Source organism: Bacillus cereus group sp. MG9 (genome assembly GCF_040459995.1).
Taxonomy (GTDB): domain Bacteria; phylum Bacillota; class Bacilli; order Bacillales; family Bacillaceae_G; genus Bacillus_A; species Bacillus_A mycoides.
Genome location: NZ_JARVHC010000001.1, coordinates 1,181,960 through 1,208,383 on the forward strand (window position 1 = coordinate 1,181,960; position 26,424 = coordinate 1,208,383).

Consider the following 26,424-nt stretch of genomic DNA (forward strand, 5'->3'; position numbering starts at 1 on the left):
TCCGCTTTTGTAGTAATCCAGCTCCAGTGGCAAGAATGTTCGGTGGCTTCGCGCCTTCCTGCGAGGCAAAAAGCGCCTCTACGTCAGGAGCTCCATCCCCCTCACATTCTGAGCGAGCTGCCTCCGCTTTATAAGTTACCTACGTTTTCTACTTAATCCCATTGCGTTTTCTACTTTGCGTAGTTGTTTGAATGCAACGTGGTTCGCTTTTTCGGCACCTTTGTCTAGAATTTCGTCTAGTTCTGGTGAGTTGATTAGTTCGTTATATTTGTCTTGGATTGGACGAATTGCTTCTACGACTACGTGTGCTAGGTCGCCTTTGAAGTCTCCGTATCCTTTTCCTTCGTACATTGCTTCTATTTCTTCAACTGTTTTTCCAGAGAATGAAGAGTAGATTGTTAATAAGTTAGAGATTCCAGGTTTGTTTTCTTTATCAAATTTCACGATACCTTCAGAATCAGTTACAGCACTTTTAATTTTCTTTTCAATTGTTTTTGGTTCATCAAGCATACTGATCATTGCTTTTGGATTCGGATCAGATTTACTCATTTTTTTCGTAGGTTCTGTTAATGACATAACGCGAGCTCCTACTTTTGGAATACGAATTTCAGGAACAGTGAACACTTCACGGAAGCGTTTGTTGAAACGCTCTGCTAGGTCGCGTGTTAATTCCATATGTTGTTTTTGATCATCACCAACAGGTACGATTTCAGTGTTGTAAAGTAAAATATCAGCAGCCATTAATGGTGGATACGTTAGTAATCCAGCTGGAACTGAATCTCTACCAGAAGATTTATCTTTATATTGCGTCATACGCTCTAATTCTCCAACGTAAGCAACTGATTGCATAATCCATCCTAGTTGAGCGTGTGCTGGTACTTCTGATTGTACAAATAAAGTAGCTTTTTCAGGATCGATGCCACATGCTACATAAAGTGCAGCAAGACTGCGAATGTTTTTACGAAGTTGTACGGGATCTTGAGGTACTGTAATCGCATGTTGGTTTACAATACAGAAATAACAGTCGTGTTCATTTTGAAGCTCTGTAAATTGCTTCATAGCTCCTAAATAGTTTCCAAGTGTAATCGTTCCGCTTGGCTGAATACCAGAAAAGATAACTGACATAAGTAATTCCTCCTAAAATTGAATGTGCGATGGGGAAGAGAAGGCATACAAAAAAGCCCATTCATCCCAAATTACATAGGGACGAATGGACCGCGGTACCACCCTAATTATTTCACAGCTGTGAAATCTCTCAAGATCCATAATAACGTCTGGATATAACGCCAAAGCCTACTACTTTCGGTTCGGTTTGGTGCTCAAAAGCCCATTCCATACTGTACAATTACTTGTTCACACCAGCCACAAGCTCTCTGAAATTGCCTCAATATGTACTCTTCTTTATCATCGCATACATATAAATTTATTTATTGTTACCTAAGCTCTTTTAATATGAAAGAACTAAAGTTTTATAACAAAATGTTTTGCTGATTATTATATCATATGGGATAGTGTTTGCAAACTACATCAAAATAGTAAAGCTAATGAGGATCGAGAACAACCCAAGTACGATACCGGTAATACAAATCGGATACGTCCATTTGAATGAATATGTTTTATAAATACGTTCTTTCTTATCGATAGGTTCCTCTGCTTCTTCAATTAAAGAGTCAATTTTTTTATTCGTACCAAATACTCTTTGGAATGCGTAAATTGTTACGTTAAAAAATCCGTTTTGAAATATGAATAAAAAACCACCTATAAGAATAAAAACCAATGCAATATAGAATGAGATGTTGACAAAATTCAACAAAAAATGTGATGAAACGAGGAATGCGCCCACACTAGAAGCGATTATCGCAACCAAAAATAGTATACAAGTATGAAAAAAAACTTTATTCAAAATATTCCCCTCCGTCAAAATATTACTAGAATTATTATACTATAAAAGTTATAATAAGTAATATAAATAATTTTTTGAAAATTATACGCAATTGAGGTTCTAATTTCAAGATGATGGTAGCAATGTTAACGTATCCCTTTACGAAAAATTAAAAATATAAACATTTTATTAAAAATTTTAACAAAAAAACAAAAAACTATATTCACAATCGTCATATTATATGTATAATGAAAATTGTAGAAACTTGGAGATTATTCTTTCAATTCTACTTTTCTACAAGTGAGGGTACAGTAAGTGCAATTAGGGGAGGCAACACAACATGAAGAAAAAGATACCGTTATTACTTGCATCAACTTTAACTGCAAGTATGTTGCTTGGCGCGTGTAGCTACCAGAAAGAGGACGCTAAAGCAAAAGGAAAAGAAAACACTACTAGTAGTAGTAACGGAAAACAGATTCTTAATTTGACAGAGTTATCTGAAATTCCATCAATGGATGCATCGTTAGCATCAGATTCTGCATCTTCAACAGCATTAAATAATACGATGGAAGGTTTATATCGTACTGGCAAAGATCAAAAGAGAATGCCTGGGATTGCTGAAGATGTCCAAAAGCTAGATGATGGGAAGAAATACATATTTAAGTTAAGAAAAGATGCGAAATGGTCGAATGGGGAACCTGTAACAGCGAAAGACTTTGTGTATTCATGGAAAAGAGCAGTAAATCCAGATACAAAAGCGACGTATTCATACATTATGTTCGATATTAAAAATGCAGAAAAAATTCATAAAAAAGAATTACCTGCTGACCAATTAGGTGTAAAGGCGATTGATGATTATACATTAGAAGTGGAATTAGACAATCCCGTTCCTTACTTTATTGATTTAACGGTTTATCCGGTGTTCTACCCACTAAATGAGAACTTTGTGAAATCACAAGGTGATAAGTTTGGTTTAGAGGCAAATACAACATTATATAACGGGCCATTCGTTATGAGTGATTGGAAACATGAACAAAGCTTCCAATTTAAGAAGAACCCATCATATTGGGATAACAAGACGGTTAAAATCGAAGAAATAAATTTCAATATTGTGAAAAATACATCGACTGATGTAAATTTATATGAGACAAATTCGATTGATCGTGCGGCTCTAACATCGGAATTTGTTGATAAATTTAGACAAACTCCAGAGTTCCAAACACGAAAAGAAGCTGGAGTTGCCTACTTAAGATTTAATCAAAATAATAAGTATTTGAGTAATAAAAACTTAAGAAAAGCAATTTCAATGTCCTTTGACCGTGATAACATTGCAAAAGTTATTTTAAACAACGGCGCAATCGGTGCTTACGGATTTGTTGGAAAAGATTTCGCTGAAGGTCCGAATAAAAAAGACTTCCGTGCTGAAAATGGAAATCTAGTTGAAACGGATTCAAAAGAAGCGAAAAAACTTTGGGAAACAGCAAAGAAAGAGCTTGGCACTGATAAAATTGAACTAGAATTCTTAAGCTTCGATAATGAAGATGCGAAAAAAATTGGCGAATTCTTAAAAGGTGAGATGGAAAAGAACTTACCTGGTTTAACGATTAAAATTAAACAGCAGCCATTCGCACAAAAAAATAAGTTAGAAGACTCTCAAGAATATGATATGGCGTTTGGTATTTGGGGTCCAGACTTCCCAGATCCAGTCTCATATTTAGATATGTTTGTTACGAATGGTTCACAAAATAAAACAGGATATTCTAATCCGAAATATGATGAGCTAATTCTAAAAGCAAAAACAGATACAAAAGATTTACAAGCTCGCTGGAACAACCTTTTAGAAGTAGAGAAAATATTAATTAAAGAGGATGCAGTTATTGCTCCGATCTTCCAAAAAGGTTCAGCATATGTGGTAAAAGGTGCCGTAAAAGATATTATCCCAATTAACTATGGTGGTAAATTAACTTACAAATGGGCATCTGTTGAACAAAAATAATCTTTTTTCCATCGTTTACAAGGGTATATGCCTATGATGGGCATATGCTCTTATTTTAAAAAAATAAAAGTAAGAATATTTTAAACTATCTTATTGCTTTTGAGAAAAACGGGGAGGTGCTTGACTATGGGACGTTATGTATTAAAACGTTTCGTGTACATGGCTTTGACATTATTTTTAATTACTACACTGACTTTCTTTTTGATGAAATTACTACCGGGTTCTCCGCTTAAAAACCAGGAGAAGCTATCACCGGCACAAAAAGAAATCATTCTTGAAAAATATGGTTTAAATGATCCGGTACCAGTTCAATATGCACGTTACTTAGGTAACTTAGCAAAAGGTGATTTAGGGGTATCATTCCAATATGATAACCGCCCAGTAACAGATATGATTGTGGATCGTATTGGACCATCAGCACAACTTGGTTTACAAGCGATTATATTAGGAACATTTATCGGTTTAATTTTAGGAATCGTTGCGGCGCTTCGTAACAATACGTGGGTCGATTATGGGGCGACAATTATTTCCGTACTCGGGATGTCGGTACCCTCATTCGTATTCGCCGCATTACTACAATATTTCGTAGGGGTAAAACTTGGTTGGTTCCCAGTAGCATTCTGGAAAGGACCGGAGTTTACAGTAATGCCTACAATTGCCTTATCGATGGCAGTTATCGCAACAATCGCACGTTTCGCTCGTGCAGAGTTAATTGAGGTTATGCAAGCAGACTACATTTTAACAGCGAAAGCGAAAGGAATTAGCCAAGGCGTTATCATTATCAAGCACGCACTGCGTAACGCATTAATTCCAGTTGTAACAATTTTAGGACCAATGGTTGCAGGATTAATTACAGGGACACTAGTTATTGAGCAAATTTACGCTGTACCTGGACTTGGGGAACAATTCGTTAAATCGATTACAGTGAATGACTATACAGTTATTATGGGAACTACAATTTTCTATAGTGCGATCTTCATCTTAGTTATTTTCATTGTCGATATTTTATACGGAATTATTGATCCTCGTATTCGTTTAGCGGGAGGGAAAAAATGATGAAAGATGTACAAAAATTATCTCCAGATTTATTTCAACCAGCCAATCAGAGTAATGTTGATAATGAAGTCATTGCCCGTCCAAGCTTAACGTTTTGGCAAGATGTAAGAAGACGTTTGTTCCAACATAAAGGTGCAATGTTTGGTTTCATATTATTAATGCTTATTGTACTACTAGCAATTTTAGGACCGATGGTAAGTAAGCATTCTTATAAAGAGCAGGATTTAGGTCGTGCGAAAATGCCACCGAAAATTCCAGTGATTGAAAATGTTCATTGGCTACCATTTGACGGTACAGATCAATATGGTGTTGACCAATATGAAAAACGTGATATTAAAGAGTACTTCTGGTTTGGTACAGATGATCTTGGCCGTGATTTATGGACAAGAACATGGGAAGGTACACGAGTATCATTATATATCGCTCTTTTAGCAGCAGCGATTGACTTAGTAATTGGGGTTGCATATGGAGGTATTTCAGCCTTCTATGGCGGCAGAGTAGATAATATTATGCAACGTATTATGGAGATCATTAACGGTATTCCATACTTAATCATCGTTATTTTAATGGTAATCATTATGGGATCAGGTATTTGGTCAATTACACTTGCGATGGCAATTACAGGTTGGATAGGGATGTCGCGTATCGTTCGTGGACAGATCCTAAAATTAAAAAACCAAGAATATGTATTAGCATCTCGTACATTAGGGGCAACGAATACACAGTTAATTGTGAAGCACTTAATTCCGAACGTAATGGGACCAATTATCGTAATGACAATGTTTACAATTCCAACAGCGGTATTTGGTGAAGCATTCTTAAGCTTCATCGGACTAGGTATTCAGCCACCATTCGCATCACTTGGTTCTCTTGTAAATGATGGTTATAAATCAATTCAAACGTATCCACATATGATGTTCATCCCAGCGGTTGTCATCAGTATGTTAATCTTAGCATTCAACTTAATTGCAGACGGATTACGCGACGCGTTAGATCCAAAAATGCGTAAGTAAAAGAGGGGAGAAGTAAAAATGAAAACATTGCTAGAGGTAAAAGATTTGCAAGTCTCCTTTGATACACATGCAGGTGAAGTACAAGCTGTACGCGGTGTTACTTTTGATTTGAAAAAAGGAGAAACATTAGCGATTGTAGGAGAATCTGGTTCTGGTAAATCAGTTACTTCTAAAGCGTTAATGGGATTAATTCCGAATCCTCCAGGGCGTATTAAAAACGGTGAAATCGTATTTGAAGGTCGTGACTTAACGAAACTAACAGAAAAAGAAATGCAACAAGTACGCGGTAAAGATATTGCGATGATTTTCCAAGATCCAATGACATCATTAAACCCAACGATGACAATTGGAAATCAAATTATGGAAGGCCTTATTAAACACCAAGGGATGAGTAAAGCAGATGCACGTAAAGTTGCGTTAGAATTAATCGACCTTGTAGGTATTCCGAATCCAGAAGCGCGCTTAAAACAATATCCTCACCAATTCTCAGGTGGTATGAGACAGCGTGTAGTTATTGCGATGGCGTTAGCTTGTAACCCGAAATTATTAATTGCCGATGAGCCGACAACAGCGCTAGACGTTACAATTCAGGCGCAAATTTTAGAACTTATGAAGGACATTCAGCAAAAAACAGAAGCAGCAATCATTTTCATTACGCATGACTTAGGTGTAGTGGCAAACGTTGCAGACCGAGTTGCGGTTATGTACGCTGGTAAAGTTGTTGAAATTGGAACTGTTGATGAAATTTTTTACAATCCAAAACATCCATACACATGGGGCTTAATCGCATCTATGCCAAGCTTAGATGGTGCAGAGGACGAGCTATATGCGATTCCAGGAACGCCTCCAGACTTATTAAAACCGCCAAAGGGTGATGCTTTTGCACCACGTAACCCGCAGGCGTTGAAAATTGATTTTGAAATGGACCCACCTTTATTTAAAGTAAGTGATACACACTATGCGGCAACTTGGTTACTTCACGAGCAAGCTCCAGAAGTAAAACCACCGGCAGTCGTTGAAAAACGCATTCTTCAAATGAAAGCAGGTGAACAACATGACTAAACAACGTGAGAAATTAATTGAAGTAAAAAATGTAAAGCAGCACTTCGACGTGAGTGGTGGTGTTGTCAAAGCGGTTAATGATATTTCATTTGATATTTACCGCGGAGAAACATTTGGTCTTGTAGGAGAATCAGGTTGTGGTAAATCGACAACTGGAAGAACGATTATTCGTTTATATGATGCAACTGCTGGTGAAGTGTTGTTCGATGGTGAAAATGTACATGGTAAAAAATCACGTGCCGAGCTGAAGAAGTTCAACCGTAAAATGCAAATGATTTTCCAAGATCCATATGCATCATTAAATCCTCGTATGACAGTAGGGGATATTATTGCAGAAGGTATTGATATTCACGGACTAGCAAAAGGCAAAAAAGAGCGTATGGACCGTGTTCATGAATTATTAAATACAGTTGGTTTAAATAAAGAGCACGCAAACCGTTTCCCGCATGAATTCTCAGGCGGACAACGTCAACGTATCGGTATCGCTCGTGCGCTAGCTGTAGAACCTGAATTTATCATTGCTGATGAACCAATCTCAGCACTTGACGTATCGATTCAGGCGCAAGTTGTAAACTTACTGAAACAGTTACAAAGAGAAAAAGGTTTAACATACTTATTCATCGCCCATGATTTATCAATGGTAAAATACATTAGTGATCGCATTGGTGTAATGTACCGTGGTCAAATCGTTGAGTTGACAACAAGTGAAGAGTTATATGCGAATCCAATGCATCCATATACAAAATCACTACTATCTGCAATTCCGCTTCCAGATCCAGATTATGAGCGCAATCGTAAACGTATCGTATACGATCCATCTCAACATCAATATGGTGAGGAAGCACCAACAATGCGTGAAATTCGCCCAGGACATTTTGTATTATGTTCTGAAGCAGAGTATAAGAAATATAAAGAAATCTATCAATAATAAAGTAGAGCCATTCTTCTATTAAAGAAGGATGGCTCTACTTTATTATACTAATTAAACTTAATTTAGTATAAAGAGATTTTATCCAAGTTCTTTTTCGGTTTAAAGACAGCAAATTAAGAGTTTCCAAGAATGAAGAAAAGGCGACTGAAATCCAGCCGCCTTTTTCTTCATTTAGAAACACTTTTATTTTACTGCGCTTGAACAGAAACACTCTCATCTTGCTCATTTGGTTTAACAAGTGCATAATTTTCCCACGATCTACTTCTCCAACGGAAGAACATAATAATTGCTCGCGTCCATTCGTCGATAGCAATCGCTAGCCAAATACCAACGAGCCCCATGTCTAAATGGAAGGCGAAAAAGTAACCGAGTGGTAAGCTCATTAACACCATGGAGAATGCGCCGATTAAAACAGGATATTTTGCATCGCCAGCTGCACGAAGTGAATTAATGATGACGATGTTCATCGTCCGTCCTGTTTCAAGTAGTACACTTAGTAAAAGAACGCTTGCCCCTAGAGCGATAATATGAGGATTATCCGTAAATAGTCCCATTAATTGTGTGCGGAATGTAACAACGAGCATGACCATAAATAAAGTTACACCAATCGCCCATTGTACACTTTTCCATACGCGTGTGTAAGCTTCATCCTTTTCATTTCCGCCAACTAGGCGTCCAACGATAATAGCTGTTCCCATACCGATAGCAATGGCGAATAAATAAGTGAACATGGAAATGTTAGTAGCGTATTGTCTTGCAGCTAACGATTCCGTACCTAAGTATGTTGCGTAATATAAGAAGACAATTTGACAAGCTTGATACATGACTTGTTCGAATGCAGATGGAATGCCGATCTTTAAAATTTTGCCAACGTATTCTTTTGATAAAGTGAAGTAATATTGTAATTTCACACGGTATTCCATAACGCGGTACAGTAACCAGAAGAAAACGATAAGTGCGATTAACCGGCTGACAGCGGAAGAAATCGCGGCTCCTTGCACACCAAGTTCAGGGAAACCGAATTTCCCGAAAATAAGTACGTAGTTTCCGGCGATATGAATGATATTCATTCCAAGCGAAACAAACATTGCTTGCTTTGTAAAGCCGTGAACGCGGATAATTGCGGCTAATGAGTTAATAATAGCTTGAAGGAAAATAGCTCCTCCGACGATGGATAGATAGCTTTGTGCATACGTTAGTACATCGCCTTGTAAATTCATTGCCATCATCATATGTTTTGAAAATAAAAGAAAACCAGCGCTTATAATGAGTCCGACCACTAAATTTAATGTGACGGCTAATGCTGATATTTTTGATGCTTCCATAAAGCGTTTAGAACCGAGGTATTGGGATACAACGATAGCTGCACCATTCCCTATGACTTCTAGTACTAAAATCGCGATATGAAGGTATTGATTCGCTGCACCAACCCCAGATACAGCATCGTCTGATAATGCACTTAACATGAAAGTATCAGCGATCCCCATCAGCATAAAAAGAAAAACTTCTAGAAAAATAGGCCATGTTAATAAGAATAAACTTAATTTCTCTGTTGGCCCGTTTTTTGAGCGAATTGCTGTCATGTCCGTCCCCTCTTTACCGATATCTATTTTTAGCAAAGTGTATCGTAACACACTTTCATATCCTTTGCACTTATTTTAGCCTACATATTTTCAATATGAATAAACCTTCATTTTATGACAAAAAAGGAGGAATAATTATGCGTAAGATATTATAGAATATAAAATTTATTTTTCTCTGATAATTTAGAAAAGTATAAAAATGGTCATTTTTAACACTTTAGTTCAATAAAAACGCAGTGTGAAACGTTTACAAAGGCACGTTGTGTTAACAGAAAATTTTAATAAAATAGAAATATAAATATACAAAGAATATATTTATGTGTATAATATGAATTATTAGAACATATATATATTTCTTTCTGTTTGAAAATGAAAGGGCTAACATTTTTTTTGGAGGGTGGAAGTATGAAAAAAAAGATACCAGTTTTTGTAGCATCAACAGTAGCAATGAGCATGATTTTAGGGGCATGTGGCTACCAAAAAGATGAACCGCAAGCGAACGCAAAAGGGGATAGCGGGAAAAGCGGTGCGAAGCAAGTTATTAACTTAATTGAAACACAAGAAATTCCAACGATGGACCCAGCGTTATCAGCTGATGCAGTTTCTTCAAAAGTAATGAACAATACGATGGAAGGCCTATACCGCCTTGGGAAAGACGATAAATTAGTTCCAGGTGTAGCGAAGGAATTCCAAAAGTCAGAAGATGGTAAAAAGTATACATTTAAATTACGTGAAGATGCAAAATGGTCAAATGGTGAACCTGTAACGGCGAAAGATTTCGTGTATGCATGGCAAAGAGCAATTAATCCAGATACAGCTGCGAAATCGGCGTACATTATGTACGATATAAAAAATGCTGAGAAAATTAATAAAAAAGAGATGAGTCCAGACCAATTAGGTGTAAAAGCGATTGATGATCATACACTAGAAGTAGAATTAGATAATTCTATTCCATATCTTGTTGATTTAATGGTCTATCCGATCTTCTATCCTGTTAATGAAAAGTATGTGAAAGAGCAAGGGACGAAGTTTGGTTTAGAAGCAAATACAACACTTTATAACGGACCATTTACATTAAGTGATTGGCAACATGAACGTAGCTTCAAAATGACAAAGAGCTCATCATATTGGGACAATAAAGAAGTGAAGCTTGAGGAAGTGAACTTTAATATTGTAAAAGATACGTCTACGCCAATTAATTTATATGAAACAAACGCAGTCGATCGAGCGACGTTATTAGCAGAGTTCATCGATAAATATAAAGGAAAACCAGATTTCAAAACGGTAGAAGATACATCTGTATTCTTCCTTCGCTTAAATCAAAAAGACCCAGCTTTAGCAAATAAAAATATTCGTAAAGCAATTTCTCTTGGTTTTGACCGTAAACCATTCGTTGATACATTATTAAATAACGGTTCTAAGCCAGCGACGGGATTAATTCCTGACAATTTCATTAAAGGACCGGATAAAAAAGATTTCCGTGTTGAAAATGGAGATATTGTAAAACCAAATGTAAAAGAAGCGAAAAAGTATTGGGAAGCTGGTAAAAAAGAGCTTGGTAAAAACGAAATTGAATTAGAGCTATTAAATGAAGACGTTGAATTATCGAAGAAAACTGGTGAATATTTAAAAGGTGAGTTAGAAAAGAATTTACCAGGTTTAACAGTGAAAATTAAACAACAACCATTCGCGCAAAAACTAAAATTAGAAGATGCGGGCGACTTTGTAATGTCATTCTCTGGATGGAGTGCAGACTTCCCAGATCCAGTTACATATCTTGATATGTTCGTAACTGATGGGGCACAAAATAAAATGAAGTATTCTAATCCGAAGTACGATGAGATTATTATGAAAGCGAAGAAAGATGGAAGCGACGTAAATGCTCGTTGGAAAAACTTACTTGAAGCAGAAAAAATGTTACTTGATGACGCTGCGATTGTTCCAGTATATCAACGTGGTAGAGCATATTTACAAAGAGAAACAATTAAAGATATGTACAACCATAAGTATGGCGGGGAAGTAAGCTTCAAATGGGCATCAGTAGGAAAATAACAAAAAAAGCAGGTGATTACCTGCTTTTTTTAGTACGTACGTTTTTTATAAATGCCTTTTCCGCCAACTTGGTTCCAGCCAGATTGTACATCTAAACTTTTATTAACAAACTTCATTTTTTCTTTCCCACCAAAGAGTTTTTCACCGATGCTATTTGTAATGACACCAATCAATGCTGTTATTCCGATGATGAGGGTAGCAACAATGATAAAATCAGTAAAAAAAGCGATCATATGCAAATTCCCCCTTTGTCTGTCTGTATTTTTATTGTATGAGATAAATGGTAAAAAAGAAAGAAATGTCAGAAAAATATTCGATTTACTTTAGAAAGCATATAGACATGAGCGGAGAGATTTGTTAAAGTAAGAACAAATGTTCCTTTTTATTTCTAACCTTTAGAGTCTTACATTTCCCAATTGTTTTGTCGGGAAAAGGTAAGAAAACGCTCTCTTTTTAATGGGGAAGATTATGAAACTGTAATTGTATATCAAGTGAAGATTATTGTAGAAAGTAAGTATCAAAAGGGTTGAGGACCGTTGTTAAAGGACAGTTTTACTGAGTATAATCATGTTGCATAGCAGTGGAGTACACGGAGGGATTTTCTCAACTAGCAGTAAATTCACTGTATATTTCTTGCAAAAACTATTGTATAATGATTATAGAAGTTACTTATTAAAAGTAATTATTGTTGCTTACATGAATTGCGATTTTTTACTTTGCTATAAGACAAGTTATCGCGAAAAATTGCGGAAGTTAGAAATTTAAACTGTAATTAGTACAGAATTTGTACTCTTTAAGGAGAGTGAGCTTTGTATGGTAACATTATATAGTTCTCCAAGCTGTACGTCTTGTAGAAAGGCGAAATTATGGCTAGAGGAAAATCATATTCCTTATACAGAACGTAATATTTTCTCAGATCCATTAACGATTGATGAGATTAAAGAGATTTTACGTATGACAGAAAGCGGAACGGATGAGATTATTTCTACTCGTTCAAAAGTTTTCCAAGAATTGAATGTGAACTTAGAGTCTTTACCACTTCAAGATTTATATAAGATGATTCGTGACTATCCAGGTATTTTACGTCGTCCAATTATGATTGACGAAAAACGCCTTCAAGTAGGTTACAACGAAGATGAAATCCGTCGTTTCTTACCACGTACAGTAAGAACGTTCCAATTACGTGAAGCACAGCGTCTTGTAAATTAATTATAATAATATGAAAACCTTCTACCTATTATAGAGTAGAAGGTTTTTTTTTACTGTTTAACATTACGTAATCGCACTTGTTGAACGATAAAGCCTATGCATAAAATGGTGAAAATGAACAAATAAGGGATACTTGTGGCAAAACTAGGATTATGATGAAAAAACGTTGCAAGTCTGTCTTCATGTGTAATCATTTTTCCTGCTGTATAGGCGAGAACTGCTGCTCCGCAATAAATGAGAAATGGAAAGCGTTCCATGAGTATTAAAATAAGTTTGCTTCCCCAAATGATAATCGGGATAGAAATGAATAAACCGATAATTACGAGTGAAAGTCTTCCGTGAGCTGCTCCTGCAATGGCAATAACATTGTCAAACCCCATAACGAGATCCGCGAATACAATTGTACGCACAGCTTGGAATAAAGTCGTTTTTCCTTTGATAGAAGAAAGGTCGTTGTTATTATCAGTGAGTAAATTGACCGCAATTAATGTAAGTAAAATTCCGCCGGTGAGTTGTAAAAATGGGATATCAAGTAAATAGACAGCTAGTATCGTGAGGAGAATTCGTAGCACAATTGCTAACATAGTACCAATCAAAATGGCTTTATTTCGTTTTGCTTCAGGTAAATTTCGGCTAGCTAGTGCGATGACAATTGCGTTATCGCCACCTAGTACAACATCGATACCGACAATCAGTAGTACAGATGTTAAAAACTCTAAGTCCATTCGTCTGCCTCCATTTATGATGTTTTAATAAGCGAAATATATGTATGTGGTGAAGAAAGTTTGTCTAGTTTTGATCCCGCGCTCCCAGGGACAAAATAATCACCTCTAATAGAAGTTTCACTTTATTACAGTGTACGAGGGAATATGGGAATGTATGTCCAAATTTTTTGCGAGCAGTGAATTGGTATAATGGTATATTTATTCCGATTGGTGCGAGCTAATAATCAGTGGAGGATGAAAAAAATACTGATTATTGTTTCACTTTATGTAAAAAGTCGAATACAGATAGGTATATAACTATTTTTGTAAAATAAATCGATTTTATTTCCCTTCTGGAGAATCTTATCATAAAATGAGAGTACAAGAATCTATTGTTTTGTCATATGAGTGGGGAATCCCTTCATAACAATTCTAAGCAGGAAGGGAGCGTTGTATTTTGGATATTGAAAGAATTAATGACCATACGATGAAATTTTTTATTACGTACATTGATATAGAGGACAGAGGGTTTAATCGTGAAGAAATTTGGTATGATCGCGAACGAAGTGAAGAGCTCTTTTGGGAGATGATGGACGAAGCTCGTGATCATGATGATTTCTTTATCGATGGGCCGTTATGGATCCAAGTGCAAGCAGTCGATAAAGGGATTGAAGTACTTGTAACGAAAGCGGAGCTTTCAAAGGATGGACAAAAGCTGGAACTACCAATAGGTGTAGACAAAATTATAGACATTCCTCTAGATGAAGGCATCGAATCATTATTCCAGCAAGAATTAGTGGAAGAGGTAGAAGAACAAATAGGAACAAACTTTAATGAAGATGGTACGTTTGGCTTTTTAATTAAGTTTAATGATTTTGAAGATGTTATTTCATTAAGTCATCGTCTTATCTTTGAAGATATAAAAGATGAATTACATTCATTTGAGGACCGATATTATGTATATGTGGAATTCGATGAAGTGCTACATGATGAAGAAGAAATTGATCGTATTTTAAGTATTGTTTTAGAATATGGAGAAGAATCTACTTTAACGATTCACCGTGTAAGTGAGTATGGGAAACAGGTTGTGAAAGAGCGTGCGCTTGAGACAATTCGCAACAATTTCCCTCCTAAAATGTAGGCCGATTTCTATAGTATGAAATCGGCTTTTTTTATGAAGAATAGGAAGGCTTTCTTAGTAAGGAGGTAAGAGATGAAAAACACGTTAAAACTACTTTTCTTTTTTCTACTATTGTTCGCATTATTTGTTTCATTACGCATGTTTATTGATGTAGCATTTTATTCGGATGTCATTGGGATAAAGGATGTTTCTATTTTAGGTATTATTAGTATTTTATTTACGGTTTCCGCATTTTTAATTGGATGTGTTATTTTCTTAGAAAACCGCCATCCGTCTAAAACACTTACGTGGTTAATCGTACTAGGTATTTTTCCGGTGTTCGGTTTCTTTGCTTATCTTTTATTTGGACAAAATTTTCGTAGAAAAAGAATGTTCCAAAAGAAGGCATTACTCGATGAACAGGCGTTTTTACAATATAAGGGACACGAAGATTACGAAGAACGGATTTTACGAAATCATAAGCATCAAGAATTGTTATTTCGTTTAGCAGATCGACTAGGTGCTTTAAATATTTCATTTCAAACTGAAACGAGGACATTAACAAATGGAGACGAAACGTTTCAGGCAATTTTAGATGGGTTAAATCGAGCGAAACACCACATTCATATGGAGTATTACATTGTGCGTGATGACAAGCTCGGTACAGAAATTAAAGATATTTTAATAAAAAAATCAAAAGAAGGCGTTGTCGTTCGTTTTTTATACGACGCGGTTGGAAGCTTTAAATTATCAAATTCGTATATTGAAGAATTGAATGATGCAGGAGTAGAAATGATTCCATTTTTCCCTGTGCGCTTTCCAATTTTAAACGATAAAATTAATTATCGAAACCACCGAAAAATCGTTATTATAGATGGAAATGAAGGGTTTGTAGGTGGATTAAATATTGGTGATGAGTATTTAGGGAAGGATAAATATTTCGGTTTTTGGCGAGACACGCATTTATATTTACGCGGTGAAGCAGTTCAAAGTTTACAGCTAATTTTCCTTCAAGACTGGTTTTATATGACTGGTGAGGCGGTATTAGCACCTGAATATTTACAAGCGGAAGCAGTTGAGGGTGATCATTGGGGCGGAGTCCAACTTGTTGGAGGTGGACCGGATAATAAATGGGAAACAATTAAACATTTATATTTTGCAATGATTGCTTCAGCTAGGAAATCGATTTGGATTGCAACACCATACTTTATCCCAGATGATGATATTTTATCTGCATTAAAAGTAGCTGCACTTGCTGGTATTGATGTTCGTTTGTTAATGCCAAGTAAGCCAGATAAGCGGACTGTCTTTTATGCATCAAGATCGTACTTTCCGGAGTTATTAGATGCAGGAGTAAAAATATATGAATATGAAAAAGGTTTTCTTCATAGTAAAGTTGTCATCGTGGATTCTGATCTCGCATCAATTGGGACAGCTAATATGGATATGAGAAGTTTTCATTTAAACTTTGAAGTAAATGCCTTTTTATATGATACAGGTAGCATTCGAAAGCTCGTTCAAGATTTTAAAGACGATTTAGAAGAATCCAGTGAAATTCATGTTGACCGATTTCATAAGAGACGTCTTCATAGGCGGATTGTTGAATCGACGTATCGGTTATTATCACCTTTATTATAGAAAGAGATGTCCTAATTTAGGACATCTCTTTTTTTGAGAGGAATTTGTAGTAAATTGTAGAATACAAGAAGTTGAAAGGGTGTGATGGTGGATGTTTATTGCAAGGAGAGAAAACGGAGAGAAAATTCATCTATTATATAACCGGGATGAAGAACGTTTACGCGAAATGCGTAAACGAGAAAAATTCTTTTGTACAGCTTGCGGAAAAGAAGTGCAAATGAAATTAGGAACACAAAAGAGCTGGCATTTTGCTCATAAGAAAGTGGATTCATGTCTTACCTTTTATGAAGCAGAATCTATGTATCATATGCACGGTAAAGAATTGTTATATAGATGGTTGAAACGTCAAAATTTTCATGTGGATATAGAGCATTACCTTCCAAAAATCCAGCAAAGACCAGATGTTTTCGTAGAGAGAGCAGGCAGGGAAATTGCGATTGAATATCAATGCGCCAATCTCTCCATAGAACAGCTTTCTAAACGAACATACTCGTATTGGCAAGCTGGTATACAGGTCATCTGGATCATTGGTGGAAATCAATTAAAAAAGCAATCTACATATTGGATGAAATTTTCCTCACTTCTGGCTTTCTCCTTACAATCTTATCCTCAGCCATTTCTTATTTTCTTCTGTCCGAAACAAAAATCGTTTATGAAATGCGCATTTATCACTCCGTTTTCTACAAATGTCTCTTTCTCACATACTATTTATTTACCAACTGATACGACTACTGTTGACATGCTCTTTTCCTCTGTTCCTTTCCAAAAAGAGGTATTAGGACAAGAATGGAAGAGAAAAAAGAACCATTTTCGGCAAAACGCTCTATCTATCTGGAATTATAATCATAAGTCACTACTCCGCCTCTTATATCAATATAAATGTACCCCAGCGAGCTTTCCTTCTGAAATTGGTGTTCCGCTCCCATCCGCGTTTGCTTTTCAAACAAATCCATTTACATGGCAAGCTTCTCTTTATTTGAAGTGTATAGGTATGCTTAAGGTAGGGGAGTATATTTCTCTGCAATACGTATGTAACTATGTAGCAAAATATACGAAGAGGCGTCTACTTCCGTATTTTGCACAACATATATGGAAGGTAGCAGTTGCGGAGTATATGACATTTTTATGTTATGCAGGTGTATTAATAAAAATAGGTATTAATAAGTATCGAAAAATAAGAGATGTTGTGTTGGTAAAAACAGAGGGAGAAATTATGAAATATGATGAAATTTGCTTAGCGCACGCACTATCTCTATTTGAGACAAAGTACAACATGAGAGAAGAAAAAGGGGATATAATAAAGAATGAACGTGAAGGAATTACATAAGAAAAACAGAATTGTACTTAAGTAGAGATATTTAAAGGAGGGCTTACAGAATGTCTGAACAAAATAAAGCAAAATCATTACCAAATCGCAATGAGATTGAAGAAGCAAGTACATGGCGATTAGAAGATATTTTCCAAACAGATGCAGAATGGGAAAAAGAATTCCAAGCTATTAAAGAGCTATTGCCAAAGTTAACTGAATTTAAAGGGAAGCTTGGCGACTCTGCAGACAATTTGCTTGAGGCATTGCAATATGAAGATGAAATTTCAATGCGATTAGGTAAGCTATATACATATGCACATATGCGTTACGATCAAGATACAACAAACTCTGTGTATCAAGCACTGAATGATCGCGCAACAAATTTATACTCACAAGTATCTAGTAGCACAGCGTATATCGTACCTGAAATTTTATCTATTTCAGAAGATACATTGCAAACATTCTTACAAGAAAATCGAGAACTAAGTGTATATGAGCATGCATTAGAAGAAATTACACGTCAACGCCCGCACGTATTATCTGAGGCAGAGGAAGCGTTATTAGCAGAAGCATCTGAAGTGATGAGTGCATCAAGTAATACATTCGGTATGTTGAATAATGCGGATTTGAAATTCCCATCTATTAAAGGTGAGGATGGAGAAGAGGTAGAAATAACACATGGCCGTTACATTCAGTTTTTAGAAAGTGATGATCGTCGTGTTCGCGAAGATGCATTCAAAGCTGTATTTGAAACGTATGGGAAATTTAAGAACACATTTGCAAGTACGTTAAGCGGGGCAGTGAAACGTAATAATTTCAATGCACGTATTCGTAAATATGACTCTGCTCGCCAAGCAGCATTAAGCAATAATAATATTCCTGAAGCAGTATACGATCAACTCGTTGAAACGGTAAATGATAACTTACATTTATTACACCGTTACATTGATATTCGTAAGCGTGCACTAGGACTTGATGAGCTTCATATGTACGATTTATATACACCACTTGTACAAGAAGTGAAAATGAATGTGAAGTATGAAGAAGCGCAAGACCTGTTATTAAAATCTTTAAACGTACTTGGTGATGAATATGTTGAAATTTTAAAAGAAGCATATGAAAATCGCTGGGTAGATGTGTACGAGAATAAAGGCAAACGAAGCGGAGCATATTCATCTGGTGCATACGGAACAAATCCGTATATTTTAATGAACTGGCATGATAATGTAAATAATTTATATACACTTGCTCATGAGTTTGGTCATTCGGTGCATAGTTATTACACAAGAAAGACACAGCCACACGTATACTGTGATTATTCAATCTTCGTTGCAGAGGTAGCATCAACGTGTAATGAAGCGCTTCTAAATGATTATTTATTAAAAACGACAGAAGATAAAAAAGAGCGTCTATATTTATTAAATCATTATTTAGAAGGATTCCGTGGTACTGTATTCCGTCAAACAATGTTTGCAGAGTTCGAGCATATCATTCATAAAAAAGTACAAGAAGGACATGCGGTTACGCCAGATATGTTAACGGAGATCTACTACGATTTAAATAAGAAATATTTCGGGGATGCTTTAGTAATCGATAAAGAAATCGGTTTAGAATGGTCTCGTATTCCGCACTTCTATTACAACTATTACGTATATCAATACGCAACAGGATTTAGTGCAGCGACTGCGTTATCTAAACAAATTTTAGAAGAAGGGCAACCAGCAGTAGAACGTTACATTAACGAATTCTTAAAAGCGGGAAGCTCCGATTATCCAATTGAAGTGTTGAAAAAAGCAGGAGTTGATATGGCATCTCCTGAACCAGTGAAAGAGGCACTTCAAGTATTTGAAGAGAAATTAAATGAATTAGAAGCGTTATTATTTGAAGAAAAGTAATGAGAAAAGACGAGGGATTTTATCCTCGTCTTTTTTGTTTGAAAATGTTTTTGTCGATATTTGTCGAAAAAATAAGGAGGATTTCCTTACTTTTTCTAAATTAGAAGGCAGTTTTACAGTTGATTTTTGTAATTAAAATCCTTTAAATCGTTTTCTATAGTTGAAATAAGAGACAGCGATGACGATAACTCCGAATAAAAGAGGAAAGGCAATAATTTTAGGGAAAGCTTGTAATAGAGAGAGGATATACAAGAAAAAAGAAACAATAACACATAGAAAGATAAGAAAAATATGAGATTTTTTCATAAGGAAACCTCCTAAATTGCTTTTTTTATAGCTTATTCAAGAATGAAAACGTTTAGAATGTGACAAAAATGTGAAATTCGACAAAAGGGGTTGTCATCTGACGTCGAATCTTGTAATATAATAAGCGTGAACGAATTCACATACAAACATATACCCCTTTGTTTGAACGTGAAAATTTCTCCCATCCCCTTTAATATTTTTATAAGCCGTAAAGAAAAAGACCTGGTGTTTACACCAGGTCTTTTTCTTTTGCTATCCATTTCCAATAACGCTCGCACTTCACTTCAATCATTTGTACTTTTCGTTTTAGTTGTAATTTTTTTAGTTCACGCTCTATTTCTTGTTGAGGGCAGTCATATATAAATGAGATTTCCTTTGAAGAAATAAATTGTGTTGCTTCTAGTAATACTTCTAAAGGAGGTAATGGTTCTGGCTCAATTTCGCATTTTACCAGTTCTTTTAATAGCTGTACGTATACATCATAGGAATAAATCCCTGTGATTTTAATACCTTCCTCATCTGAATTTGCATGAAAAAATAGGAGGGAAGGTATTTCTGTAATATGCATCTCATTTGTGAATTTTAGGTCGCATTGGAAAGCTTTTTTTGCGCTAACTGAGTGTAGGTCTTTTTTAAATTCCTCTACATCAATGCCACTATCTTTAGCACATGTAAGCAATAATTCACAGTCAGGGTTTGATACATTTTCAAGAAAAATGTATTCTTGGAGTTTTCGCAAAAACTTCGAACCTGCTTTTCGGCCTTGCAACTCCGCCGCCTTAATTGCCATCGAAACTAAATACGGTGTTGACGACGCCTCTTGCATATGTACTTTTCCATCACATGAAAAACCTTGTAAACTTGTTGTCTTTTCCCACACAAATCGAATATTAGCAGGTTTATTCCATTTGTGTGAGGAAGCGTTTGCCCCGTCCACTTTTCCTGTTACTATATGACGAATAGAGAAGTATTTCCCATACTCAAGCCATAGTTTAATAATAAATGGCTCGATATCCCAGCAATCTTTACAAAGTGGATCAATAAATAAATATGCTTCTACAGATTTATGCTCGCATGTGGAAGGAGAAGGCATATTTATATGCTTTGCTTCCTGCTTATCCATTACACTTCACCTGTTTCATTTGGAGTATTGACCATATGTTGAGCAGTTAATGCTAAACGTTCAAAAACAAACTCTCTTATATGACCGTGCACTCCTGTATCATCCATTGCTTGCTCCATACATGACAGCCAAGCTTCTGCGCGTTTTGGAGTAATCTCAAACGGAAGATGGCGTGCTCTTAGCATAGGATGCCCATGTTCTTCAGTGTATAAATTAGGACCACCTAAATATTGTGTTAAAAATTGTTTCTGCTTCCTAGCAGTTTCTGTTAAATCATCCGGGAAGATCGGAGATAAGTCAGGGTGTTCACTGACATAGGAATAAAATGTATCCACTAATGTTGCAATGCATTGTTCACCGCCGATTGCTTCAAATGGTGTCATCGGTTGCTTGCTCATCCTTTATAAACCCCTTTTTCCATGAAATGTATATCTATTGTAGCAATGGAATGTTATGAAGAGCAACTAAACAGCCTTCATAACATTCTTTGCTTATTCTATATGTTGCTAATAAATCTTTTACTTTTCAAAAAGGTGAAATGTAGCCGTAAGTACAGCTCTTCTTGACTGATGGAAATTTTACTTTAGCGCTCTTCGTTTTGTTTGGCAAGGAAAAAGCGTTTTACTTTGTTGTTTGTATGACGAACTGGTACGTTATGTTGCTTTAATAACCTTATAAATGCTGCTTTACCGGTCTTTTCATCTTGCACTTCGTATTCAATTTCATAATCATCGTGATTGTAATAGAAACTATGATCAAAGACAAGCGTTCCGCCTTCAAATAATATTTCAGCTCTTTCTGTTGTTAAACTACCCATATAAGTTAAAGAGGAAACGGGAATTTGTAATTTGTGTAGCTGATCCATTACAGTTCCTTGAATGATTGTGTTTGTTTCCATCATAAGTTGTGCTTCTTTTTCTGTTACAGACTGATGAGTTTCTAATAAACCAATTTCAGCAGGTTGTTTTAATGTTAATGTATAAGTTCCATCTTTATGACGAATACGAAGTGCAGAGCCCGTATCTTTTAAAGAGAAGTGAGGCGTTTCAAAGTAGTGATTTACTTGTTTTGTAAATGCTTCAATAGAAAAAGATTTGCATAATGTTTGGAATTCTTCCTCTGTAACCATATTTTTAAATTCAATTTCAATTTCTTGTGTCATTGTATGCGCTCCTTTTGAAAAATAATTCTTTCCACATTATCGCTTTTTCGCAAATTTGGTTCAATGTTTTATTTGTTTGCGTCCATGTTATGATACAATAATACTGTTAAGTAAGACAGGAAGTTGAGATGGAGGAGTTCGAGTATGCAAAATAAAATTCAAGTTAAGAGCGTAGAAACGAGAGAGAATGCGCTTATTTTTTGTGCGGAAAATACTGAAATAGAGGTAAAGGAGTTAAGTGCGCGTAATCACGTACTTGTAGACTCAGACAATTTATCATTTTTATATATCTTAGAAAATGAATCATCTTTCATTTATGTAAGTATTCCGCATACATGCTGGGAAGCAATGCATGAAGCGATGAATAAAGATACAGCGATGTTTATTCGCGTGAATGATGTTGAAATAGAATTAGAAGGATTAAAAGAAGAAGTCGAATATTTAGTTGAAAATATTGAAGGTAATGCAAATTACGGAGAAGAACTAGTAACTGCTGTAGAAAAAGTGTTTCTATAAGCAAATGGATTGATTTTGGTGGTGGTTGAAATGAATCGTAATTGGGAAGAATTTTTAGCACCGTATCACCAAGCGGTGGCGGAGCTGAAAGTGAAACTAAAAGGAATGCGTACTCAATTTGCAATGTTAACGGAGCATTCTCCAATTGAGTTTGTAACAGGAAGGGTAAAGTCGGTTGCAAGTATTATTGATAAAGCGGAGAAGAGAAATGTACCGCTAGACCGAATTAGAGAAGATATGCAGGACATCGCGGGCCTTCGAATGATGTGTCAATTCGTAGATGAGATTAAGCCTGTTGTAGAATATCTTCGAAAACGAAATGATTTTGACATTGTAGAAGAACGTGATTATGTAACGCAAAAGAAAGATAGCGGCTATCGCTCTTACCACGTTGTCATTAGTTATCCTGTTCAAACGATACAGGGGGAGAAAAAAGTGTTAGTTGAAATTCAAATTCGCACGTTAGCAATGAATTTTTGGGCAACGATTGAGCATTCTTTAAATTACAAATATAGTGGACGTTTTCCTGAAGATATTAAAATACGCTTACAACGTGCAGCGGAAGCGGCGTTTTTATTAGATGAAGAAATGTCTTCCATTCGTCTTGAAATTCAAGAAGCGCAAAAGGTCTTTTCACGAAAGCAGGAAACGAAAGATTCTGAATCATAAACTAAAGGGTGTTGGGCGATGAAATTTACAATTATGTCAAAGGGAGATCAATCATCAGATACACTAGCAAGTACGATGAAAGAATACTTGTTAGATTTTGGGTTTACAATGGATGAAAAGGAACCTGATATTGTAATTTCTGTTGGGGGAGATGGAACGCTTTTATATGCATTCCATCGTTACTATAATCGATTAGATGAAACCGCATTTGTTGGTGTACATACAGGGCATTTAGGTTTCTATGCAGATTGGTTACCGACGGAAGTAGAGAAGTTGGTGATTGCAATCGCTAAAACACCGTTCCAAGTGGTTGAATATCCACTTTTAGAAGTGATTATTCGCTATGTGAATGGTAGTAAAGAGTCGCAGTATTTGGCGATGAATGAAGCGACTGTAAAAAGTGCAGAAGGTACATTAGTAACAGAAGTGGAAATACGCGGAGAGTATTTCGAAACGTTTCGCGGAGATGGTCTTTGTATTTCTACTCCTTCAGGAAGTACCGCGTATAATAAGGCGCTTGGCGGAGCAATTATTCACCCTTCTATTGAAGCGATTCAAATTGCAGAAATGGCATCTATCAACAATCGTGTATTTCGTACGGTAGGTTCGCCGCTCGTACTGCCGAAGCATCATACATGCGTTTTAAAGCCGGCTGCAGGAATGAACATGCAAATTACCGTGGATCATTTGACGATGGTTCATCAAGATGTGAAATCAATTCAGTATCGCGTTGCAAACGAGAAAGTACGATTTGTTCGTTTCCGTCCGTTCCCATTCTGGAAACGTGTTCGTGACTCGTTTGTTGCAGATAAATAGAGAGGGTTTATATATTTGAACAGATTTACATTGAAATGGGATATAGGGCTGGCTGAAGAGGGAACTTTAGTTAGAGAATTTTTGAAAACAAAAGGGATTTCGAAAGCTGCTTTAACGGATATAAAGTTCCGCGGGGGAGCAATTGAAGTAAACGGTCAACACACAAGTGTTCGTCACAAGTTACAAGCTGGTGAAGAGTTACAAATCTTTTTTCCAGTGGAGGAAAGAAGTGAAGGGATGGAAGTGGAAGAGATCCCTTTATGTATCGTATATGAAGATGATGCGGTTCTTGTTATAAATAAAGAAGCAAATATGTCGACGATTCCGTCTAGGGAGCACCCGTCAGGAAGTATTGCAAACGCTCTTTTATATCATTATGATAAACAAAATCTTGCAAGTACGGTGCACATTGTGACGAGGTTAGATCGTGATACTTCAGGGCTTATGCTAATTGCGAAAAATAGATTCGTTCACCACCTTTTATCGAAGCAGCATCAACAAAAAGGGGTGAAACGAACGTATGAGGCAATCGTTCATGGGACTATTTTAGAAGAAGTAGGAACGATTGACGCGCCAATCGGACGAAAAGCGGATAGTATTATCGAGCGAACTGTCTGTGAAGATGGTCAAAGAGCTGTTACTCATTTTAGAGTGATGGAGAGTTCTTCCGATAAGACGCATGTAGCGCTTGAGCTCGAGACGGGAAGAACACATCAAATTCGTGTACATATGGCATATATAGGACATCCGCTACTTGGGGATGATCTATACGGTGGCCGAAGAGATGTGATAAAACGTCAAGCGCTGCATAGTACATCTTTGACGTTTTATCATCCTATTTTAGAAAAGGGAATGACTTTTACCGTAAGTATCCCAGAGGATATGCAATACGCTTTACATAACAATTAAAAGGGAACAAAATTCTTATCATAAAAAGAATTTTGTTCCCTTTTTTTAGCGGAATAATATTAAAATTTGATTTTCACCAGTACGTTTTATAACGAAAAAGCCACTTTCAGCTTTCGTGGCAATGCCGTCATCATTCGGACGACAATATCCGTGTGTTTCGCAAGTGCCGTCATCACGTACTAACATTTGTCCAATTAATCCGACAGGAAGCCACTCAGTACGGTCTCTTCTTGATATATACTTACAAGCTGGATCCCATTCTGTATTTAAAAGAGGTCGTATTTCTTGCGTATCCGTACGCGTATATTGACGTTTTCCGAAGCTGTCTGTTTTATAGCGTTTTTGCCAACTTAAAGCACCGCTATTTCCTATGAGAGCGGGGGTAGCGCTAGATATTCCTAATATGAATGAATCATTTGAAGTAGCTTTTCGAATTTTTTCTTCGCTACTAAATGTAATGAAATAGCCGATATCAATAGGGCTATGATCTGCTGCCTCAAACATTTGTGCAAAATCAGTACCACCTGCATTGTAAGAAGCACCATCGATATACATTTCTCCGTTATGGGCAAGCCATTTGGCACCTATATTATAATCAGTGTCATTTGTCCCATTTGCGATAAACCAGGAATAAGCTTCTTCTGCTGTACCAAATTTACCCATAATATGGCTGCCTGCAAAATTAGCTGTTGATGTATGATTTCCTTCCGCATGAGATGAGAATCCGTTAGCGATAGTTGCGGTTCCTTCTGCATGTGCTGCTTCGCCCAAAGCAATTGCATGTTTTCCTTCTGCATGAGAATAAGAGCCGCCTGCTGTCGTTTCACTTCCTTCGCTATGCGAACTATGTCCAGTTGCCTTTGTTTTTGTCCCTTCTGCATGAGAAAAGGGACCCGTTGCATGTGTAAGAAGCCCTTCTGCATGTGAAGCGATTCCATCAGCTTTAGAGTGAAGTCCTTCTTTATATGCGTGACGAGCTCCTTTGTTATTTTCTTTTTTTATAGGTGTAGGTACAGGAGCCTGAATAGGGGCGGATCTTTCTATTTGTACATCGTTGCCCGAGATTAATGCTTCTTTTATTTTTTTTACTTGATTTATAATAGTAGCTGGAATTTCTGGTTGTACTTTTTCCTTTATTGCTGCAGGAATGTTTTCTTCTATATTTTCTTGTATCTTTTCCGAATTAAGCACAGGTTCATCATTATTAGAAGCGAGCTTCTTTTTTTGTTTTGCTTTTATTTTCCTGCTATCTATAATTCGCCTCATAACAGCATTTTCTAAAGAGACATATGTTTCTCTCGGTTTGCTTTTTTTTGATGACTCTTGTTCTTCTATTGCTTCTATAGCTGCAGCTCGAATACTGCACCAGTTGTTAATTCCATACATGGGATGGTATAAAGGGTGGAATTTTCTTTTTTGTTTAGAAGATTTTTTCTTCATTCCGTCACCTCCTGCGACAGTATATGCCGTGCA

25 protein-coding genes and 1 other annotated feature are annotated in these 26,424 nt (G+C 36.3%); of the genes, 15 read left to right on the forward strand and 10 right to left on the reverse strand.

Annotated features, from left to right (window positions below):
* Positions 1-135: 135 nt before the first annotated feature.
* The gene (gene trpS / locus QCI77_RS06030; protein ID WP_098635454.1) at positions 136-1,125 is read right to left on the reverse strand and encodes a tryptophan--tRNA ligase; all 990 of its coding nucleotides are present in this window, start codon (positions 1,123-1,125) and stop codon (positions 136-138) included.
* A gap of 74 nt (positions 1,126-1,199) precedes the next feature.
* Positions 1,200-1,417 (reverse strand) — a binding site (T-box leader).
* 105 nt (positions 1,418-1,522) lie between these two features.
* Positions 1,523-1,903, reverse strand: coding sequence for a DUF3899 domain-containing protein (locus tag QCI77_RS06035; protein ID WP_033708890.1), 381 nt, complete (start codon positions 1,901-1,903; stop codon positions 1,523-1,525).
* 319 nt (positions 1,904-2,222) lie between these two features.
* Here QCI77_RS06035 and QCI77_RS06040 point away from each other — a divergent pair, with 319 nt between their 5' ends.
* The 5 genes from QCI77_RS06040 (at position 2,223) to QCI77_RS06060 (ending at position 7,937) form a co-directional block, all read left to right on the forward strand.
* Positions 2,223-3,878: a peptide ABC transporter substrate-binding protein gene (locus QCI77_RS06040; protein ID WP_002064243.1), complete on the forward strand. Its 1,656-nt coding sequence runs from the start codon at positions 2,223-2,225 to the stop codon at positions 3,876-3,878.
* 126 nt (positions 3,879-4,004) lie between these two features.
* The gene (gene opp3b, locus QCI77_RS06045; protein ID WP_000534165.1) at positions 4,005-4,934 is read left to right on the forward strand and encodes an oligopeptide ABC transporter permease; all 930 of its coding nucleotides are present in this window, start codon (positions 4,005-4,007) and stop codon (positions 4,932-4,934) included.
* On the forward strand, positions 4,931-5,947 hold the full coding sequence (gene opp3C / locus QCI77_RS06050; RefSeq protein ID WP_012260546.1) for an oligopeptide ABC transporter permease: 1,017 nt from the start codon (positions 4,931-4,933) through the stop codon (positions 5,945-5,947). The genes opp3b and opp3C overlap by 4 nt, the downstream gene beginning before the upstream one ends.
* Positions 5,948-5,965: 18 nt before the next feature.
* Positions 5,966-7,009, forward strand: coding sequence for an ABC transporter ATP-binding protein (locus QCI77_RS06055; protein ID WP_002011337.1), 1,044 nt, complete (start codon positions 5,966-5,968; stop codon positions 7,007-7,009).
* Positions 7,002-7,937 (forward strand): ABC transporter ATP-binding protein, encoded by a 936-nt coding sequence (locus tag QCI77_RS06060; RefSeq protein ID WP_002086978.1) that lies wholly within the window; start codon positions 7,002-7,004, stop codon positions 7,935-7,937. The genes QCI77_RS06055 and QCI77_RS06060 overlap by 8 nt, the downstream gene beginning before the upstream one ends.
* A gap of 191 nt (positions 7,938-8,128) precedes the next feature.
* On the opposite strand, the gene QCI77_RS06065 is transcribed toward QCI77_RS06060, so the two are convergent.
* Complete coding sequence (locus tag QCI77_RS06065; protein WP_002166144.1) at positions 8,129-9,574, reverse strand: MATE family efflux transporter; 1,446 nt, start codon at positions 9,572-9,574, stop codon at positions 8,129-8,131.
* A gap of 354 nt (positions 9,575-9,928) precedes the next feature.
* Here QCI77_RS06065 and QCI77_RS06070 point away from each other — a divergent pair, with 354 nt between their 5' ends.
* The gene (locus tag QCI77_RS06070; RefSeq protein ID WP_002140829.1) at positions 9,929-11,575 is read left to right on the forward strand and encodes a peptide ABC transporter substrate-binding protein; all 1,647 of its coding nucleotides are present in this window, start codon (positions 9,929-9,931) and stop codon (positions 11,573-11,575) included.
* Between the two features lie 29 nt (positions 11,576-11,604).
* Here the strand turns inward: QCI77_RS06070 and QCI77_RS06075 are convergent, their stop codons facing one another.
* Positions 11,605-11,808, reverse strand: coding sequence for a hypothetical protein (locus QCI77_RS06075; RefSeq protein WP_000559981.1), 204 nt, complete (start codon positions 11,806-11,808; stop codon positions 11,605-11,607).
* Positions 11,809-12,388: 580 nt separating this feature from the next.
* Between QCI77_RS06075 and spx the strand changes: the two genes are divergently transcribed.
* Complete coding sequence (gene spx, locus QCI77_RS06080; RefSeq protein ID WP_002011348.1) at positions 12,389-12,784, forward strand: transcriptional regulator Spx; 396 nt, start codon at positions 12,389-12,391, stop codon at positions 12,782-12,784.
* 50 nt (positions 12,785-12,834) lie between these two features.
* Here spx and QCI77_RS06085 read toward each other — a convergent pair whose 3' ends face one another.
* The gene (locus QCI77_RS06085; protein WP_002030376.1) at positions 12,835-13,509 is read right to left on the reverse strand and encodes a TerC family protein; all 675 of its coding nucleotides are present in this window, start codon (positions 13,507-13,509) and stop codon (positions 12,835-12,837) included.
* A gap of 436 nt (positions 13,510-13,945) precedes the next feature.
* Between QCI77_RS06085 and mecA the strand changes: the two genes are divergently transcribed.
* The 4 genes from mecA (at position 13,946) to pepF (ending at position 19,450) form a co-directional block, all read left to right on the forward strand.
* A complete protein-coding gene (gene mecA, locus QCI77_RS06090) occupies positions 13,946-14,629 on the forward strand; it encodes an adaptor protein MecA (RefSeq protein ID WP_002030378.1) in 684 nt (227 codons plus the stop codon).
* 72 nt (positions 14,630-14,701) lie between these two features.
* Positions 14,702-16,246, forward strand: a complete 1,545-nt coding sequence (locus tag QCI77_RS06095) for a cardiolipin synthase (protein ID WP_002064255.1) — start codon at positions 14,702-14,704, stop codon at positions 16,244-16,246.
* A gap of 91 nt (positions 16,247-16,337) precedes the next feature.
* Positions 16,338-17,573: a competence protein CoiA gene (locus QCI77_RS06100; RefSeq protein WP_353824656.1), complete on the forward strand. Its 1,236-nt coding sequence runs from the start codon at positions 16,338-16,340 to the stop codon at positions 17,571-17,573.
* A 50-nt stretch (positions 17,574-17,623) separates the two neighbouring features.
* The gene (gene pepF, locus QCI77_RS06105; RefSeq protein WP_353824657.1) at positions 17,624-19,450 is read left to right on the forward strand and encodes an oligoendopeptidase F; all 1,827 of its coding nucleotides are present in this window, start codon (positions 17,624-17,626) and stop codon (positions 19,448-19,450) included.
* A 132-nt stretch (positions 19,451-19,582) separates the two neighbouring features.
* On the opposite strand, the gene QCI77_RS06110 is transcribed toward pepF, so the two are convergent.
* From QCI77_RS06110 to QCI77_RS06125, 4 genes are all read right to left on the reverse strand, one after another.
* Entirely contained in the window at positions 19,583-19,756 is a 174-nt protein-coding gene (locus QCI77_RS06110; protein ID WP_000748141.1) for a hypothetical protein, read from the reverse strand.
* A 229-nt stretch (positions 19,757-19,985) separates the two neighbouring features.
* Complete coding sequence (locus tag QCI77_RS06115) at positions 19,986-20,879, reverse strand: ClpXP adapter SpxH family protein (RefSeq protein ID WP_002011359.1); 894 nt, start codon at positions 20,877-20,879, stop codon at positions 19,986-19,988.
* Positions 20,879-21,277: a globin domain-containing protein gene (locus tag QCI77_RS06120; RefSeq protein WP_000043388.1), complete on the reverse strand. Its 399-nt coding sequence runs from the start codon at positions 21,275-21,277 to the stop codon at positions 20,879-20,881. Before QCI77_RS06120 ends, QCI77_RS06115 begins: the two co-directional genes overlap by 1 nt.
* 185 nt (positions 21,278-21,462) lie before the next feature.
* Positions 21,463-22,041, reverse strand: a complete 579-nt coding sequence (locus QCI77_RS06125; RefSeq protein ID WP_002064261.1) for a CYTH domain-containing protein — start codon at positions 22,039-22,041, stop codon at positions 21,463-21,465.
* Positions 22,042-22,185: 144 nt separating this feature from the next.
* Here QCI77_RS06125 and QCI77_RS06130 point away from each other — a divergent pair, with 144 nt between their 5' ends.
* The 4 genes from QCI77_RS06130 to QCI77_RS06145 are packed head-to-tail and all read left to right on the forward strand — an operon-like array spanning position 22,186 to position 24,951.
* Entirely contained in the window at positions 22,186-22,557 is a 372-nt protein-coding gene (locus QCI77_RS06130) for a UPF0738 family protein (protein WP_002011362.1), read from the forward strand.
* Between the two features lie 30 nt (positions 22,558-22,587).
* Positions 22,588-23,226, forward strand: coding sequence for a GTP diphosphokinase (yjbM, locus tag QCI77_RS06135; protein WP_002125951.1), 639 nt, complete (start codon positions 22,588-22,590; stop codon positions 23,224-23,226).
* A gap of 18 nt (positions 23,227-23,244) precedes the next feature.
* Positions 23,245-24,042, forward strand: coding sequence for an NAD kinase (locus tag QCI77_RS06140; RefSeq protein ID WP_002011365.1), 798 nt, complete (start codon positions 23,245-23,247; stop codon positions 24,040-24,042).
* 15 nt (positions 24,043-24,057) lie between these two features.
* Positions 24,058-24,951 (forward strand): RluA family pseudouridine synthase, encoded by an 894-nt coding sequence (locus tag QCI77_RS06145; protein WP_002134973.1) that lies wholly within the window; start codon positions 24,058-24,060, stop codon positions 24,949-24,951.
* A gap of 45 nt (positions 24,952-24,996) precedes the next feature.
* Here QCI77_RS06145 and QCI77_RS06150 read toward each other — a convergent pair whose 3' ends face one another.
* Positions 24,997-26,391, reverse strand: a complete 1,395-nt coding sequence (locus QCI77_RS06150; RefSeq protein WP_113769129.1) for a peptidase G2 autoproteolytic cleavage domain-containing protein — start codon at positions 26,389-26,391, stop codon at positions 24,997-24,999.
* Positions 26,392-26,424 lie beyond the last annotated feature (33 nt).